Annotated in this window: 15 protein-coding genes; 5 read left to right on the top strand and 10 right to left on the bottom strand. The window is 34.5% G+C overall.

What is annotated here, in order from left to right; translation table 11 throughout:
• Window positions 1–22: 22 nt before the first annotated feature.
• Window positions 23–1828 (bottom strand): chloride channel protein, encoded by a 1806-nt coding sequence (locus U5A88_RS13700; RefSeq protein ID WP_354207351.1) that lies wholly within the window; start codon window positions 1826–1828, stop codon window positions 23–25.
• Window positions 1829–1855: 27 nt separating this feature from the next.
• On the bottom strand, window positions 1856–3604 hold the full coding sequence (gene aspS / locus U5A88_RS13695; RefSeq protein ID WP_354207349.1) for an aspartate--tRNA ligase: 1749 nt from the start codon (window positions 3602–3604) through the stop codon (window positions 1856–1858).
• A gap of 183 nt (window positions 3605–3787) precedes the next feature.
• Here aspS and U5A88_RS13690 point away from each other — a divergent pair, with 183 nt between their 5' ends.
• Window positions 3788–6361 carry a carboxylesterase family protein gene (locus U5A88_RS13690; RefSeq protein WP_354207347.1) on the top strand — a complete coding sequence of 858 codons (2574 nt, stop codon included), beginning with the start codon at window positions 3788–3790 and terminating at the stop codon, window positions 6359–6361.
• A gap of 11 nt (window positions 6362–6372) precedes the next feature.
• Here the strand turns inward: U5A88_RS13690 and U5A88_RS13685 are convergent, their stop codons facing one another.
• Window positions 6373–6897, bottom strand: a complete 525-nt coding sequence (locus U5A88_RS13685; protein ID WP_354207345.1) for an RNA methyltransferase — start codon at window positions 6895–6897, stop codon at window positions 6373–6375.
• 62 nt (window positions 6898–6959) lie between these two features.
• Between U5A88_RS13685 and mutS the strand changes: the two genes are divergently transcribed.
• On the top strand, window positions 6960–9566 hold the full coding sequence (gene mutS, locus U5A88_RS13680) for a DNA mismatch repair protein MutS (RefSeq protein ID WP_354207344.1): 2607 nt from the start codon (window positions 6960–6962) through the stop codon (window positions 9564–9566).
• 327 nt (window positions 9567–9893) lie between these two features.
• Here mutS and U5A88_RS13675 read toward each other — a convergent pair whose 3' ends face one another.
• Window positions 9894–10349 (bottom strand): GNAT family N-acetyltransferase, encoded by a 456-nt coding sequence (locus tag U5A88_RS13675; protein WP_354207342.1) that lies wholly within the window; start codon window positions 10347–10349, stop codon window positions 9894–9896.
• 87 nt (window positions 10350–10436) lie between these two features.
• Here U5A88_RS13675 and U5A88_RS13670 point away from each other — a divergent pair, with 87 nt between their 5' ends.
• Window positions 10437–10724, top strand: a complete 288-nt coding sequence (locus U5A88_RS13670) for a Sec-independent protein translocase subunit TatA/TatB (protein ID WP_354207340.1) — start codon at window positions 10437–10439, stop codon at window positions 10722–10724.
• 10 nt (window positions 10725–10734) lie between these two features.
• On the top strand, window positions 10735–11298 hold the full coding sequence (locus U5A88_RS13665) for a phosphatase PAP2 family protein (protein ID WP_354207338.1): 564 nt from the start codon (window positions 10735–10737) through the stop codon (window positions 11296–11298).
• A 1-nt stretch (window position 11299) separates the two neighbouring features.
• On the opposite strand, the gene U5A88_RS13660 is transcribed toward U5A88_RS13665, so the two are convergent.
• The 6 genes from U5A88_RS13660 to U5A88_RS13635 all read right to left on the bottom strand — a co-directional run bounded on the left by U5A88_RS13660 (window position 11300) and on the right by U5A88_RS13635 (window position 15951).
• Window positions 11300–11941 carry an O-methyltransferase gene (locus tag U5A88_RS13660; RefSeq protein WP_354207337.1) on the bottom strand — a complete coding sequence of 214 codons (642 nt, stop codon included), beginning with the start codon at window positions 11939–11941 and terminating at the stop codon, window positions 11300–11302.
• Window positions 11942–12027: 86 nt separating this feature from the next.
• Window positions 12028–12297, bottom strand: a complete 270-nt coding sequence (locus U5A88_RS13655) for a hypothetical protein (RefSeq protein ID WP_354207335.1) — start codon at window positions 12295–12297, stop codon at window positions 12028–12030.
• Between the two features lie 6 nt (window positions 12298–12303).
• Window positions 12304–12873, bottom strand: coding sequence for a sigma-70 family RNA polymerase sigma factor (locus U5A88_RS13650; RefSeq protein WP_354207333.1), 570 nt, complete (start codon window positions 12871–12873; stop codon window positions 12304–12306).
• 29 nt (window positions 12874–12902) lie between these two features.
• Window positions 12903–13865, bottom strand: coding sequence for a succinylglutamate desuccinylase/aspartoacylase family protein (locus U5A88_RS13645; protein WP_354207332.1), 963 nt, complete (start codon window positions 13863–13865; stop codon window positions 12903–12905).
• On the bottom strand, window positions 13819–14733 hold the full coding sequence (locus U5A88_RS13640; RefSeq protein WP_354207330.1) for a RimK family alpha-L-glutamate ligase: 915 nt from the start codon (window positions 14731–14733) through the stop codon (window positions 13819–13821). The genes U5A88_RS13645 and U5A88_RS13640 overlap by 47 nt, the downstream gene beginning before the upstream one ends.
• A gap of 9 nt (window positions 14734–14742) precedes the next feature.
• Complete coding sequence (locus U5A88_RS13635) at window positions 14743–15951, bottom strand: bifunctional alpha/beta hydrolase/OsmC family protein (protein WP_354207328.1); 1209 nt, start codon at window positions 15949–15951, stop codon at window positions 14743–14745.
• 148 nt (window positions 15952–16099) lie between these two features.
• On the opposite strand from U5A88_RS13635, the gene U5A88_RS13630 reads away from it, so the two are divergent.
• On the top strand, window positions 16100–16777 hold the full coding sequence (locus U5A88_RS13630) for a succinate dehydrogenase cytochrome b subunit (RefSeq protein ID WP_354207326.1): 678 nt from the start codon (window positions 16100–16102) through the stop codon (window positions 16775–16777).
• Window positions 16778–16783: the final 6 nt, after the last annotated feature.

Raw genomic sequence — 16783 nt, 5'->3', positions numbered from 1 at the left:
TGTTGTTCAGAGGAATTTTGTTTTATGCAGTTTCCTCTATGAGTTTACTTCTATAAGCCGTTAAGAGTTTAGATTTAGATATAAAACCAAGGTAGTTATCATTTTTTATAACAGGTAAATTCCAAGCCCCTGTTTTTTGGAACTTTTCCATAACTACTTGCATAGAGTCTTTATCATAGATAATTTGGTCTGGAGATTGGTGCATATAATCGCGTACCGTTGTAGTATCGTAAAGGGTTTGATTAAACATACATTCTCTAATGTCATCAACCAATACTACACCAACTAGCGTTTTGTTTTTATTTACCACTGGAAACAAATTCCGTGTTGATTTTGAAACCCCATTGTGCAACATTTCACCCAATGTCATATTTGGATTTAATATTATAAAATCCTGCTCAATCACTTCATCCATTTTCATTGAAATCAATACATTTTGATCCCTATCGTGTGTTACTAAATCACCTCGTTCCGCTAGTTCTTTAGTATATATAGTATGACCCATATATTTTTTTGTAATCATATAAGAAATTGCAACTGCAATCATCAGCGGAATAAATAGCTCATAACCACCAGTAATTTCCGCAATTAGAAAAATAGCGGTTAACGGTGCTTGGATAACACCTGCAATTAATCCTGCCATACCAATTAACGTAAAATTGGCTTCGGAAACGTTAAAGCCTAATCCTAGATTATTGATAATTTTGGCTACCACATTGCCCAATGTACTGCCCATCACCAAAGAAGGAATAATAACACCACCAACACCACCAGCCGCAAAAGTAATGGTCATGGCAACGGCTTTAAAAATAGTTATTCCAATTAAAAGACCAATAACTATCCAAATGTTATCTAAAAAACTATCAAAAGGGGTTGTACCTATTGCAGCCAGTGTTTCACCATGTAATAAATTGTTGGTAAACTCTAGCCCCTCACCATATAACGGCGGAATAAAGTATAACAAAATACCAATAATAAAACCACCTACTAATAGCTTTACAAAACGACTGTTAAACCGATCAAAAAAGGCATAAATGGCAAAATAAATCTTAGTAAAATATAAGGATGCCACACCTGTACCAATACCCAAAACAATGTAAAAAGGAGTGTCTCGTAAGGAAAACTTATCCACAACGTCAAAGTTGAAGAGCACTTCTTGACCCATGAAAAAGTATGAGGTTAGTACGGAAGAAATTGATGCTATTAATAGCGGGACTAAAGCCGTAAACGTAAGGTCTAAACTAAATATTTCAATAGCAAAAACCAAGGCCGCTATGGGCGATTTAAAAATAGTAGCTACTGCACCAGAAGTTGCACAGGCAATTAATAAGGTTCGTGTTTTTTTATCAATTAAAAGTATTCTACTAAAAGTTGAACTAATTGCAGAACCTACTGTAATTGTTGGCCCTAATAACCCAACAGAGCCCCCAAACCCAACGGTCAATGGAGCCGCAAACAAATTAAAATAAATCCGTTTATGAGATATGCGTCCATTTTGCCTTAAAAGTGCATATAAAACTGAAGGAATTGCTCTTTTAATATATACTGGCGTTTGTGGGAATACACGTTTTTTGAAGATGTATTTTCTTAATAAATACACCAAAAGTAACCCAATTACTGGTAAAATAAAATAAAGCTGATTTTGAGAAAATACAATACCTTGTTCCAATACCTTTTCAATGGTAAAAGTTATGTTTTTTAAGGTAACAGCAGCCAAGCCCGTCAAAAAACCAACTGTAGCACTTGCCGAGATAATAAACTTTTTTTGAGAAAGATATTTATACCTCCATATGTTTACCTTCCGAATTATGGTTTTATAATAGGACATGGTTAAATCATGAGGTATTGTTGCGTGTTACAAAGTTACTTTCAAATGTAGCTCTTTCAATTGATCTTCATCTATTGCGGCGGGGGCATCAATCATTACATCCCTGCCCGAATTGTTTTTTGGGAAGGCAATAAAGTCCCTGATGGTTTCTTGTCCACCTAAAATGGCGACTAATCTATCCAACCCAAAAGCAATACCACCATGAGGAGGTGCACCGTATTCAAAAGCATTCATTAAAAACCCGAATTGTGCTTTGGCTTCCTCTTTAGTGAATCCTAAATGGTCAAACATTAAGGATTGAGTGCTTTTATCGTGTATTCTAATAGAACCACCTCCAATCTCGTTACCATTTAAAACTAAATCATAAGCATTGGCTCTCACTTTTGCTGGGTCAGAATTCAATAACTTTACATCTTCTGGCTTTGGTGATGTAAATGGATGGTGCATGGCATGGAAGCGTTCTGTTTCTTCATCCCATTCCAACAAAGGAAAATCAACAACCCATAAGGGTGCAAATTCGTTTGGATTTCGTAGACCTAAACGTTCAGCCAATTCCATTCTTAAGGCACTCAATTGAGCTCTCACTTTATTGGTTTGTCCAGAAAGGACACAAATTAAATCTCCCGGCTTCGCTCCAGTTTTGTCTGCCCATTTTGCTAAATCTTCTTGGTCATAAAACTTATCTACAGATGATTTATAAGTGCCATCGTCATTACAACGGACGTAAACCATTCCCAATGCACCAACTTGAGGACGTTTAACCCAATCGGTTAGTTTATCAATTTCTTTTCTAGTATGAGTGTTTCCTCCAGGAACGGCAATTCCTACCACCAGTTCTGCTTGATTAAAAACATTAAAATCTTTATGTTGGGCAACCTCGTTCAATTCACCAAACTCCATTCCAAAACGAATATCGGGTTTGTCATTACCATATTTTTTTATGGCTTCAGCGAAAGTCATTCTTGGGAATTTTTCCACCTCAACGCCATTAATTTCTTTTAGTAAATGTCGTGTTAAGCCTTCAAAAGCATCTAAAATGTCTTCTTGCTCCACAAATGCCATTTCGCAGTCTATTTGAGTAAACTCTGGCTGTCTATCCGCACGTAGATCTTCATCGCGAAAGCATTTTACGATTTGAAAATATTTATCCAAACCACCCACCATCAACAATTGCTTAAATGTTTGTGGACTCTGTGGTAGTGCATAAAATTGACCTTCGTTCATCCTAGAAGGCACTACAAAATCACGGGCACCTTCTGGTGTCGATTTAATCAAATATGGCGTTTCCACTTCAATAAAATCATGATTAGATAAATAGTTTCTAACCTCTTGCGTTACTTTGGAACGGAATATTAAATTCTCTTTTACCGGATTTCTTCTAATGTCCAAATAACGGTATTTCATTCGCAGTTCTTCACCTCCATCAGTTTCATCTTCTATCGTAAACGGGGGTAATAAAGCTTCATTCAAAATTGTCAATTCAGACACTAATACTTCAATTTCTCCTGTTGGAATATTTGGGTTTTTAGATGTCCGCTCAATTACTTTCCCTTTTACTTGGATAACAAATTCACGACCCAATTTTTGGGCTTGTTCCAAAATATCTTTTGAAGTACGCTCTTCATCAAAAATAAGTTGGGTAATTCCATATCTATCACGTAAGTCTATCCAAATCATAAACCCTTTATCACGAACTTTTTGTACCCATCCCGAAAGGATTACTTCATTATTTATACTAGATGCGTTTAATTCACCGCAATTATGGCTTCTATACATTGTAAAAAAAATTGATGTGCAAATTTAGTGATTTACTATTGGGTTTAAAGGATTTCTAATTTTTTTTAAGCTGAGCTTAATTAAAAATTTCTTTTAACCTAGATAAGCTGTCTTTGGTCTAAAATAGAATAATAAGATTAAAATTATTCATAATTTAGGGTTTTGAAATTAATCCATATAAAAATGAAAACGTTACGTTATATAAAATTAGTTGTTATTTTAATTTTCACTTTTGCACTAAGTGCTTCTTATGCCCAAAAAACAGGTAACATTGTTGAATACTTTGGTAAGGAGAAAGTTAATGAAGTTAGTGAAGGCAACGTCTTACATATTTTCAAAACAGGATTGGCACTACAAATGCCACGTTTTGGTTTTGAATCTTCTTCTTTTCCGAACGACCCTGTTTTTGAACGGTTCTTGATGGATAAAAGTTACGAAGCAGTTAAAGGTTCAACTTTTGATATTGACTTTTTAGGTAAACCGATGCAATGGAAAACTATTAAAACTGATAGTACCAGTAGTTTTTCAGATCGTAGTCTACGATCCGCCTATGTGTATTTAACGTATAAGTCCAACACAGAAAGAATTGTACTTTTTGAAGCTTCCGGGCATACCGTTGGTTTGATAAACGGTTTTCCGCATGAGGGCGATCATTACGATTTTGGCTATAGCTTAATCCCTATTAAATTAAAAAAAGGAGAGAATACTTTTGTATTAAAAGTAGGACGTTTTCCAAGGATTAGAGCAAGACTAATTTCACCTTCTAAAGGAGTACAATTTACAACCAGAGATATGACCATGCCCGATATTCAACAAGAAGAAAACATGGAATATAATGGAGCAATCAGGATTGTAAATGCTACTGATAATTGGATAAAATATGCAAAAATTGACGCGAATTTAGCAGGTAATATTGCCATAAATAGTATTTCCGCTGTTCCACCATTATCGGTTCAAAAAGTACCCTTTTCATTCAGCTCAAATTCAGTTGATGCGTCAAAAGAGAATGTGAAATTGGAGCTGCAACTAAAGAGTGATAGAGGTGTTCTTTTGGATAAACAAGAAGTTCCCTTGCAAGTAAAATCAAAATACAAGCACCATAAAAAGACTTTTCTAAGTAACATAGACAAAAGTGTACAATATTACAGTGTTGCTCCGTCTACCTCCAAAGATGATTCACAAGCGTTGTTTTTATCGGTACACGGTGCATCAGTTGAAGCGGTAAATCAAGCTAATGCCTACAAACAAAAAGATTGGGGGACTTTGGTAGCTCCCACCAACCGCCGTCCATTCGGATTTGCTTGGGAAGATTGGGGCAGATTAGATGCGTTGGAGGTTTTGGCTGATGCTAAAAATATTTACAAACCAGATCCAAGCAAAATTTATTTAACTGGTCATTCCATGGGTGGGCATGGCACTTGGTATCTCGGAGCAACATACCCTGATAAATTTGCGGCAATTGCCCCGGCCGCGGGTTACCCTGATTTGTTGAGTTATAGAGATGGTTTTATGAAACGAATGTTAGAAATGACGCCTGAACAGTTGAAGCGTTTTGGAATGTCGCCAAAAGTTTTAGAACGCATGAAGCTACAATCCGTAAATACACCATTGGAGAACATCATTGAAAGAGCGGGTACTCCAAGCAGAACCTTAAAATTAGAACGTAACTATTTGCAAAGTGGTGTTTATGTGCTACATGGCGAAAAGGACAATGTGGTACCTACTGCTATTGCGAGGCAAATGCGAGAACGTTTAGGTAAATTCCATAACGATTTTACCTACTACGAATATCCTGATGGTACACATTGGTACGGAAACCATAGTGTGGACTGGCCTCCAATTTTCGATTTTTTTAAACAACGCACAATCAAAAAGAATGAGGAAGTTAAAAAGTTAGAATTTTTTACGGGTTCTCCTGGGGTTTCTGCAAAATCGCATTTTATGACCATCCATCAGCAAGAAAAATCTTTTGAGGTTAGTTCTTTTGATTTTTCCATGGAAAACGGTTTTAATATCACGACGGATAATGTTGCCGTGCTGGAAGTTGATTTTTCAAAGTTGCCTGATACTATCAATTCAATTACTCTTGATGATACGAAGTTAGATATTACCGCTAAAAACAAGTTGTTCTTTAAAAAGGATAACGACAAATGGGCAATAACATCAAAACCATCATTAAGCGAAAAAGGACCTCACAGAAATGGCGGATTCAAAGATGCTTTCCGTAACAATATGGTTTTTGTATATGCTACGAAAGGATCTACTGAAGAAAATGGATGGTATTACCATAAAGCTCTTTTTGATGCGGAAAAGTTTTATTATCGTGCCAACGGAAATGTTGAGATGATAAAAGACACGGATTTCTCGCTGAAAAAGTATGCGGATAGAAATGTTATTATCTATGGAAACAAAGACAATAATGCCGCTTGGAAATTATTACTAAAAGACAGCTCTATTCAGGTTAAGAATAATGAAGTTGATTTTGATGGTAAAAAACTCTCAGGAAACCAATGGGGAATGTATTTTACAATAGCCAGAAAAGATAGTGATATTGCAAGTGTTGGTGTGGTCACTGCCACTGGAACTGAAGGAATGAAAGCTGCTTATGCAAATCATTATATGGTCAATGGCACCACTTTTCCTGATGTTGTACTTTTTGATAGTGAAATTTTAAACCAAGGTACGGACGCCGTAAAATGTGCAGGTTTTTTTGGTAACGATTGGTCTGTTAAAAATGGAGATTTTGAGTGGAGGTAAAATCTAATAGATTAAATTTTATTAAACAAATCCCACAAAACAACTCCGCAGCTTACTGAAATATTTAAGGAATGCTTAGTACCGTATTGTGGAATTTCAATGCAGTAATTGGAAGCCGAAACAACGTTTTGTTGTACGCCTTTTACCTCATTGCCGAATATAACAGCTAACTTTTTACCTTTTGCGGGCTTAAAATTTTGGAGTTCAATACTGTTTTCAGTTTGCTCAATGGAAGCTATTTCTATATTTTCTGTTTTTAACTTTTCAACGAGTGTTAGTGTGTCTTCCATATACCCCCAATCCACGGTTTCGGTGGCTCCTAAAGCAGTTTTATGGATGTCCTTATGTGGTGGTTGTGCTGTAATTCCACAGAGGTAAATTTTTTCAATTAGAAAAGCATCAGATGTTCTAAAAACCGAGCCAATATTATTCAAACTCCTTATATTGTCTAAAATAACAATCAAAGGTGTTTTTTTAGCGGATTTAAATTCATCGGTATTCAATCTATCCAGTTCACTGTTTTTCAATTTCCTCATAAAATTTCCTATCTTTCGTTTTGAATAATTAACTTCGCAAAACTAATTCAAAATTGTAATAATTGGCTGCCAAAACAAAAAAAGTCACTCCTTTAATGAAACAATACAATGCTATTAAGGTGAAATATCCTGATGCAATGTTGTTGTTCCGTGTGGGCGATTTTTACGAAACATTTGGAGAAGATGCTGTTAAGGCTGCAGGTGTTTTAGGCATTGTTTTGACCAAACGTGGTGCAGGTAGTGAAAGCGAAACTGCCTTGGCGGGTTTCCCACATCATTCCTTAAATACCTATTTGCCAAAATTGGTAAAAGCGGGAATGCGAGTTGCTATTTGTGATCAGTTGGAAGACCCAAAAATGACCAAAACCATTGTAAAACGTGGTGTAACAGAGTTGATCACACCTGGTGTGGCGTTAAATGACGAGGTGTTGCAATCTAAAGCCAACAACTTTTTGGCGGCAATCCATTTTGGTAAAAGAAAATTGGGAATATCATTTTTAGATATTTCTACAGGCGAGTTTTTAGTGGCTGAAGGCAATGATGAATATATTGATAAACTGCTTCAAAATTTTAGTCCGAGCGAGGTTTTGGTGCAAAAACAGCACAAAATCAAGTTCAAAGAAGTTTTTGGTGAGCGTTATTATACGTTCTATTTAGACGATTGGATTTTTCAAGACGATTATGCTAACGAACAACTAACAGAACATTTTAAGATAAAATCACTCAAAGGTTTCGGAATTGACGATTTACAGCACGGTATTGTTTCCGCTGGTGCTATTTTATATTATTTGTCAGAAACCCAGCATAAAAAGCTGGAGCATATATCAACAATTAAACGAGTGGAAGAAGACCATTATGTTTGGATGGATCGATTTACAGTTCGAAATTTAGAGTTATACTTTTCAAATCAACCTGAAGCAGTTACATTATTGGATGTTATCGATAGGACCATTTCGCCGATGGGTGGGAGACTTTTAAAGCGTTGGTTGGCATTGCCATTGAAGGATTTAAAACAAATTCAACAACGTCACGAAATTGTAAAATATCTTATCGATAATGATGAGTTTTACAATGGAATTACATATCAAATCAAACAAATTTCTGACATTGAAAGGTTAATCTCTAAAGTAGCTACGGGGAAGATAAATCCACGTGAAGTAGTGCTGTTAAAGGATTCACTAAAAGCCATTTTACCGATAAAAACAAATGCTGAAAAGAGTAAAAACAAGGCTTTGAAGCAGTTGGGTAAACAATTGCACAACTGCACGGATTTAATTGAAAATATCTCAAATACCATAAGAGATGATGCTCCTGTAAATATAAATAAAGGAAACACTATTGCGAGTGATGTCTCAAAAGAATTGGACGAATTACGTGGGATTTCCACCAATGCCAAAACGTATCTTGACGATATGCTGGCACGTGAAACGGAACGCACCAATATTCCCAGTTTAAAAATTGCCTCCAATAATGTTTTTGGATACTACATTGAGGTCAGAAACACACACAAAGATAAAGTGCCCGAAGAGTGGATCAGAAAACAAACCTTGGTAAATGCAGAGCGTTACATTACCGAAGAACTTAAAGAATACGAGACTAAAATTTTAGGTGCAGAGGAAAAAATTGCCATTTTAGAACAACAAATTTTTGCTGATTTACTGCAATTTATGACGGTTCATATTCAACAAGTACAAGAAAATGCTCAATGCATTGCAAAATTAGATTGCTTATGCTCGTTTGCCAAGACCGCTAAAGACCATAATTATGTGCGTCCGCAATTGGATGAAAGCACCGATTTGGAAATTAAAAATGGCCGCCATCCTGTAATTGAAAAACAATTGCCCATTGGTGAAGAATATATTGCTAATGATGTGGTGCTGAACCGAAATCAGCAACAGATTATCATGATTACAGGGCCAAATATGAGTGGTAAGTCCGCTATTTTACGACAAACAGCTTTGATTGTTTTACTAGCTCAAATGGGTAGTTATGTACCTGCACAACAGGCAAGAATTGGTGTAGTTGATAAAATATTTACGAGAGTAGGAGCTAGCGATAATATTTCTATGGGAGAATCTACGTTTATGGTAGAAATGAATGAAACCGCCAATATTCTCAATAATATTTCAGAACGTAGTTTAGTCTTGTTAGACGAAATTGGACGTGGCACAAGTACTTATGACGGAATTTCAATCGCCTGGGCAATAGCGGAATATTTGCATGAACATCCTTCAAAAGCAAAAACATTATTCGCCACACACTATCACGAATTAAATGACATGACTGAAACTTTTGAACGTGTAAAGAACTTCAACGTTTCTATAAAAGAACTCAAAGACAATGTTATTTTTCTTAGAAAATTGGTGCCAGGCGGTAGTGAGCACAGCTTCGGAATTCATGTAGCCAAATTAGCTGGAATGCCCACTTCCGTAATTCACAGAGCCAATAAAATGCTTAAAAAATTAGAAACAAGCCATAGCTCTGAAGATATAAAAGACAAGCTCAAACAAGTAGTAGATGAAGATGTGCAACTTAGCTTTTTTAAATTGGATGACCCTTTACTTGAAGATATAAAAGAAGAAATTCTGTCTACTAATATTGATGCATTAACCCCTATTGAAGCATTAATGAAATTGAATGAGATTAAGCGGATGTTGGTAAAGAAATAATTTCATTCATTTAATAATATTGTAGAAAAAAAACAGAAATGGAAACATACTTAGGATTATCCAAAAAATATCTTTAAAAGTTAATGTTTTATAATTTAAGAAAAAGCTTATTGAATTAAAAAACGAAAGGAAAATTGTTATTAAAGCAATTAAATAAATAATAACTACTCCAGATAAATAAATCCATCTAAAATTTGAATACCTGAATGGTGAAGTTGTCTTAGCTATTACAAACCAGAGGATAACAAGAACTAAGATAATAATTGAATTTTTTTTCTTTTTATCTGAACGAGAAAACTTTCTTATCATGATTAATCCTAAAATATTTCAATTTAAATGCAACTTCATCCCTTCATGACTATTTACAAACCCTAAACTTTTATAAAAAGCAAGTGCATCAGGTCGTTTTTTATCAGTGGTAAGCTGCAAAACATGAGCGTTACGTTCTTTGGCTCTATTAATGGCCCATTCAAACATCAGTTTTCCAATACCTTTTCCTCTAAAATCTTCTCTAATGCGTACAGCCTCAATCTGAGCCCTTGTGCCACCTTTATAGGTTAAATACTGAATAAAACTTAATTGCAATGTACCAATAACTTCAGAAGTATCATTTTCAATAACCATTAATTCCTGATTTGGGTCAGCATCAATATTTTCAAAAGCATTATAGTAGCTATCGGGTAAAGGATCTTGGTAATTCTCTCTTAATTTACCTAACTTATCGTTCGCAATCATTTTTATAATACAAGGAACGTCATTTTTTGTCGCTATTCTGAAATTCATTTTTAAATTTTTTGAGGAAATGCTAAAATAAATAATATTATTAAAGGTATATAAATTCCCTTATCTTTGCATCAATTAATCGAGACTATGAACTTTTTATTTATTAGTGGTGGCGAAATTCTTGTAGTACTTGTTATTGTACTGATGCTTTTTGGAGCGGATAAAATTCCGGGTATTGCCAAGGGGCTGGGTAAAGGTATGCGTCAATTAAAAGATGCCACAAACGATATTAAAAGAGAGATTACCGAAACTGCTGAAAAACAAGGTATAGATACTGATTTGGCCAAAGAGCTAAAAAATGATGTAAAGTCCATAAAGGATAATGTCAAGAGTAATATTGACGATGTTACAGGTCCAATAAAACGTAATTTGTAAATCAGTTCAATTGGATTTTTTAGATCAAATTATTGAATACGATAAAGAATTATTTATTTTTTTAAATAGTTTTGGATCAGAACCTTGGGATAATTTTTGGGTGTTCGTCACCAATCAATTCAGTTGGATCCCTTTATTTTTATTGCTTTTTTACTTTATTTTTAAAGCCTATGGCTGGAAGAAAGGATTGGTTTTGGTTTTAGTGGCCGCGGCATTAGTTACTTTTTCAGATCAGTTTGTTAATTTTATAAAAGATACTTTTGAACGCTTACGCCCCAATAACGATCCAACGATAAATAAAATTATAAGGATTTTAAAACGCTCAAAAGACTTTAGCTTTGTCTCGGGTCACTCCACCACATCTTTTGCAGTAACAACTTATATGATATTAACCTTAAAAAAGTATTACAAATACACTTTTTTACTATTAATTTGGCCTATATTATTTGCATACAGTAGAATATATGTTGGAGTACATTTCCCGATTGATATTTTTATGGGTATGTTGGTGGGTATTGTAATTGGCTTCCTTTTTTACAAACTGAGTTTGTTTTTTTTAAAGAAAGTAAAATAAACTATTTTACTCTTGTAATGGTTAGGCCATCTCTAATAGGTAGCAATACTGTTTCAACCCGTTTGTCTTGTTTAAGCAATTTATTATAGGCAATAAGAGCTTTTGTATCTTCATCTTTTGGGTCTGGTTTTTCGGTTACTTTTCCGCTCCATAGTACATTATCCGATAAGATGACACCGCCTTTGTTCATTTTATCAATAATCAGATTAAAATAGTTGCTGTAATTGCTTTTATCGGCATCAATAAAAGTTAAATCGAAAGTTGAAGCTATAGTAGGAATTACTTCCAAAGCATTACCTGTGTATTGCTTAATTTGGTCCTTATAATCAGATTTATCGAAGTACTTTTTTTGTAAAGACAATAACTCTTCATTATGGTCAATAGTATGCAGTGTCCCATTTTGTGTTAATCCTTCAGCCAGACATAATGCAGAATAACCCGTATATGTGCCAATCTCTAAAATTGATTTAGGTCGTAATAATTTTGATAACATAGCTAAAACTCGTCCTTGAAAATGGCCGCTTAACATTCTCGGGACCAATACTTTTTGCCAAGTTTCCCGATTAAGTTGTTGTAATAATTCAGGTTCATCTTCGGTATGGGCGTTTACGTAATCTTCAATTTTTTGAGGTAGGAAATCCATAGTACAAAATTAATCAAATTTAAAACTCCAAATTTCAAAAACTAGCTTTGAAATTTGGAGTTTTAATATTGAAATCTATTAGTTATTTAAGGATTAGAATTTATTTTTTTTACTACCTCTGTTTGAATTGCTTCTTTTTCTTCTTCACAGAGTTTGCGTTCGCTTTCGGTTTTGTTCAAATGCTTGTCACAAACTTTAGTTAATGTCGCATTTTGTTTAGAATAGCGTCCACATATTTTACAGCTAAAAACATGAATTTTTAACTTTATTATCTCCCAAAAAGAAGCTTCTTTGTATTGGCTCTTGTTACAAATGGTTGTAGCTTCATCACAGCTAATAAAAATTTTCATACTCATAAAATACTATTTTGCAAACCAATTATCTTCTAAACACTTTCTTAGCTGATGTCTGGCCCTATGGATGATAACCCACAGGTTAGACGGCGTGATACCTAGTTCATTACATATTTCTTCCGTTTCGTAATGCTCAACGTTTTTCAAGTTAAATACCAATCTATATTTTTCGGGCAAATGATCTATACAACCATCCAGTACATTTTTAAGTTCGGCATTTTCAATTTCTTTTTCAGCCCCATTATCCCATAATTGTGGCACACGTTCTTCTAACCAACTTCCTTTTTTATCACCATCTTCGTAAAAGTTTACTCTTATTTCAGCTTTCCCTTTACGAGAGTTTATTTTCCTGTAATAATCTATTATTTTACGTTTAAGGATAGCTATTAACCAAGTGCGTTCAGAGGCCTGACCTCTATAATTTTTAGCTGCTTTTAATGCTGAGAAAAAAGTTTCTTGAACAATGTCTTTAGCCTGCTCATGATTATCAATTCGTGTAATGGTATAGTTGTACAAATAATCTGAATATTCTTTTACCCAGTTATTTGGTTCTAAACTATGTTTGGTTGAAGTTGACATTAAAATTTTAAAAAAGTAAATATAATATTTTATTTTTTTCCAATATGAAAAATCGCATCTCCTCTATTAACTACAGGAAAATTATTAACAGCAATAATATATCCGCTGTAAGGTGCTTTTATGCTTATAATCGACTCCCCATAGGTATCTGTTATATAACCCAATGTTTGCCCGTTAGTAACATGTTCACCATTTTTAATCCGTAAATTTAACATGCCAGCAATTTTGGCTCTTATCCATTTTCGACTTGATATTTCTATAGTTGGTTCATTCTTTTTACTCTTAGTTTTCGGAATCATCTCAAAATGTTCTAAAATGTTTAGGATGCCTTCTTTACCTTTTCGTATGGCAAACTTGTCGAACCGTAAAGACTCACCACCTTCATATACAATTATTGGAATATTATGATTATGAGCAGCTTTTCTAAACGATTTAGCTATCAGATTTGACCCAAATTGATAAGGTGCATTAAAAATAGATGCCAACCGTTTACCCTCTTCAGAACTAGGAGTATATCTAATTTGAGGGTAATTATTGCGTTGTTTACCACCAGTGTGAATATCAATACCAAAATCAACATTTTTGGTTATTTCTCTAAGGTGAAAGTACGCAATTCTACTTGCCAACGACCCTGTTTTTGACCCTGGGAAACTTCGGTTTACATCTTTATCATTAACATCTCTAGAAAAATGTAAAAATCCAAAAACATTTAATAATGGAACTACAATAGCACATCCTCTTTCCACATTAAAATAATTTTTGGTGAGCATTTTACGTATTATTTCAACTCCATTTAACTCATCACCGTGCAGCCCCGCCTGAATTAAAACCGTTGGCCCAGGCTTTTTTCCGTTAAAGACATAAGTTGGAATCTCAATTTTTGTTCCAGTGGCCAATCTGTCAATTTCGAATTTAATGAGTTTGTGCTCTCCTAAATCGACCTTTTCACCTTTTATTTCTATGGGTTCGTTTTTGAAATTTTTGTCGAACATTATTTTCTAAATATTTTATGATATGATAAGCTACGTTTATTTGTGTATAGGCTTCAATTCCTTGTAAACCAGGCGAGGCATTTACTTCTAATAACAACGAGCCTTTTTTAGATCTGATTATATCTACTCCGGCCACAGGCAAACTTAAATATTTGGTGGCTCGTAAAGCCATTTTTCTTTCTACATTTGTCAATTGAGCTATCTCACCAGTACCACCCCTATGGATGTTTGATCTAAACTCGCCCACTTCACCTTTTCGTTTCATAGAAGCTACAACTTTATTGCCCACTACAATTGTTCTAATATCTTCTCCATTAGATTCTTCAATAAATTCTTGTAATAAAAAACTGGTCTTCATGTTGTAAAAAGTATCCATAATGGACTTTGCCGATTTTTTGGATTCTGCTAAAATAACACCCATACCTTGAGTGCCTTCTTGTAATTTAATAATTACGGGCGGACCACCTAATAATTCAATTTGTTCATCAATATTTTTAGGATTTATGGAAAAAACCGTTTGCGGAATAGGAATATTTTTCCTGTTCATTATCTGTAAGGTACGCACTTTATTTTGAGCCCTTAAAATGCCTAAAGAACGTGCAGTGCTGAACACACCATTCATTTCAAATTCTTTAACAATAGCGGCACCATGCCTACTTACAGATGCACCTATTCTGGGAATAATTACATTAGGTACATCAATAATATTTTCACCTTCAAAAATAATCTGAGGTTTGCCCTTGCCTAGTTTAACCGAACATTGTGTATGATTAATAACTCGAACCGTATGTCCTAAATTTTCAGCTTCCTGCACCAATCTTTGCGTAGAGTAGATAGTTTCGCCAACGGAAAGTATAAATATGTTCATTATTATAATTTAGCGTAAAACGGTTTCTATTTCTATTTTATTTTCTAATGTTTTATGGACAGGGCATCTGTTGGCAATCTGCAACAATCTTTTTCGTTGATCAAAAGTAAGGTCGCCCACTAACTCAACAGTTCGTATAAATTTGTCAATTTTGGACGAAGGATCTTCACAAGAATTACAGTCTTCAGCATGTTGTTTAAAATGTTCTAAGTGAACCAAAACCTCATCTAAATCCCATTTTTTTCTGTCTGCGTACATTCGCAAGGTAATGGCGGTACAAGAGCCCAAACTTGCCAGCAAAAGTTCATAAGGTGTTAGCCCAGAATCTTTACCGCCGAATTTCTTTGGCTCATCTGCTAATATGGAATGGTTTCTTGCTACAATTTCTGTACTGTACTTTGTTTTACCAATTCTAACTACTGTTTGTTTATCGGTATTCAGTTCAGGTTCTTCATTAAATAAAACATAACGTTTTGCCCAACTAGCTAATACCTCGCCCACATAGAAAGAATCTGCCTTGTTGGTCAATAAATGATTGGCACCATCAAGCGAGACGAAACTTTTAGGATGATGAGCGGCATTATAAATCTCTTTGGCATTAGCAATTTCGACAATTTTATCTTGTGGTGAATGTAGTACTAAAATAGGCTTTCTGGATTTTTGTAATAATTTAGTCATGTTTTTAGAACTTAAATCTTCTAAAAAATGTTTTTTTATGGTAAACGAACGCCCTGAAATCTCAAAAGTAGCTTCGCCTTCTAGATTAATATCTTCTATATGATCTTCAAATAAATGCTCAACGTGTGATGGGTTAGAAGGTGCCCCAATGGTAACTATGGCTTGGATGGAATCGATTTCATTGGCGGCAAAAACCCCAGCTGCACCACCTAAAGAATGACCTATAATTATTTTAGGAGATTTATAATTCTCTTTTAAATATGTTGCTGCCGAAATTAGGTCGTCAATATTGGTAGAAAAATTGGAATCTTCGAATTTACCTTCACTATTACCTAGCCCAGTAAAGTCAAAACGCATTACGGCTATTCTGTTATGCGTTAAGGCTTTTGAAATGTTTCTGACAGCGGTAAAATTTTTAGAACCCGTAAAAAAGTGAGCAAATAAAGCATAGCTCAAAGGTTTTTTATCAATTGGGAAATCAATATTGCCATCAAGTATTATACCTTGTTTGTTTTTAAATTGGACATTTTTGGAGTACATAAACTTTATATCGTATTGAAATGCTAAATTAGAACAGCTAAATATAATGTTTTTATAATCATTCTAAATAAGAAAAAAACACATAAAGTAATTGGCTTTAAAACAATGTAAATAGTATCTTTGTGTTACATACGAAAAACTAATCAAAATGAGCGGATTTTTATCTTCATCAATTGCTCGAAAGTTTGCCATGGCACTGTCCGCACTCTTTCTTATTTTTTTCCTGATTATTCATTTGGCCGTTAATATTACCTCGGTATTCAGTGAGAATTTATTTAACGAACTGTCCCATTTTATGGGTACAAACCCATTGGTTCAATTTGCTTTACAACCCGTGTTGATTTTTGGTGTTGTATTTCATTTTGTAATGGGTTTTGTCTTGGAATTAAAGAATAAAAGTGCTAGAAATGTTAAGTATTATAATTTTAAAGGATCTGCCAACTCTACATGGATGAGTAGAAACATGATCTATAGCGGGCTTGTAGTGCTGGCATTTTTTGTATTGCATTTTATTGATTTTTGGATTCCGGAAATAAATACCAAATATATTAAAGGGGATATGTCCGGTTTGCTGGCTGATGGCGAAGGATACCGTTACTTTGAAGAATTGCAGCATAAGTTTGTGAGTCCGTTGCGAGTTGGTGCATATGTTGTTTCATTTGTTTTGTTAGCGTTACATTTATTGCACGGTTTTCAATCGGCTTTTCAATCTATCGGCTTTAACAATAAATACAACAGTTTTGTGAAAGCTGCCGGGAAATGGTATTCCATTCTGATTCCGGCCGGATTTATTTTCATTGCTCTGTTCCATCATTTTAACCATTAATCTTAT

This window comes from Aureibaculum sp. 2308TA14-22 (genome assembly GCF_040538665.1).
Taxonomy (GTDB): Bacteria; Bacteroidota; Bacteroidia; order Flavobacteriales; family Flavobacteriaceae; genus Aureibaculum.
Note: the sequence above shows the minus strand (reverse complement) of the source record. Positions and strands in the feature narration are given on the sequence as shown.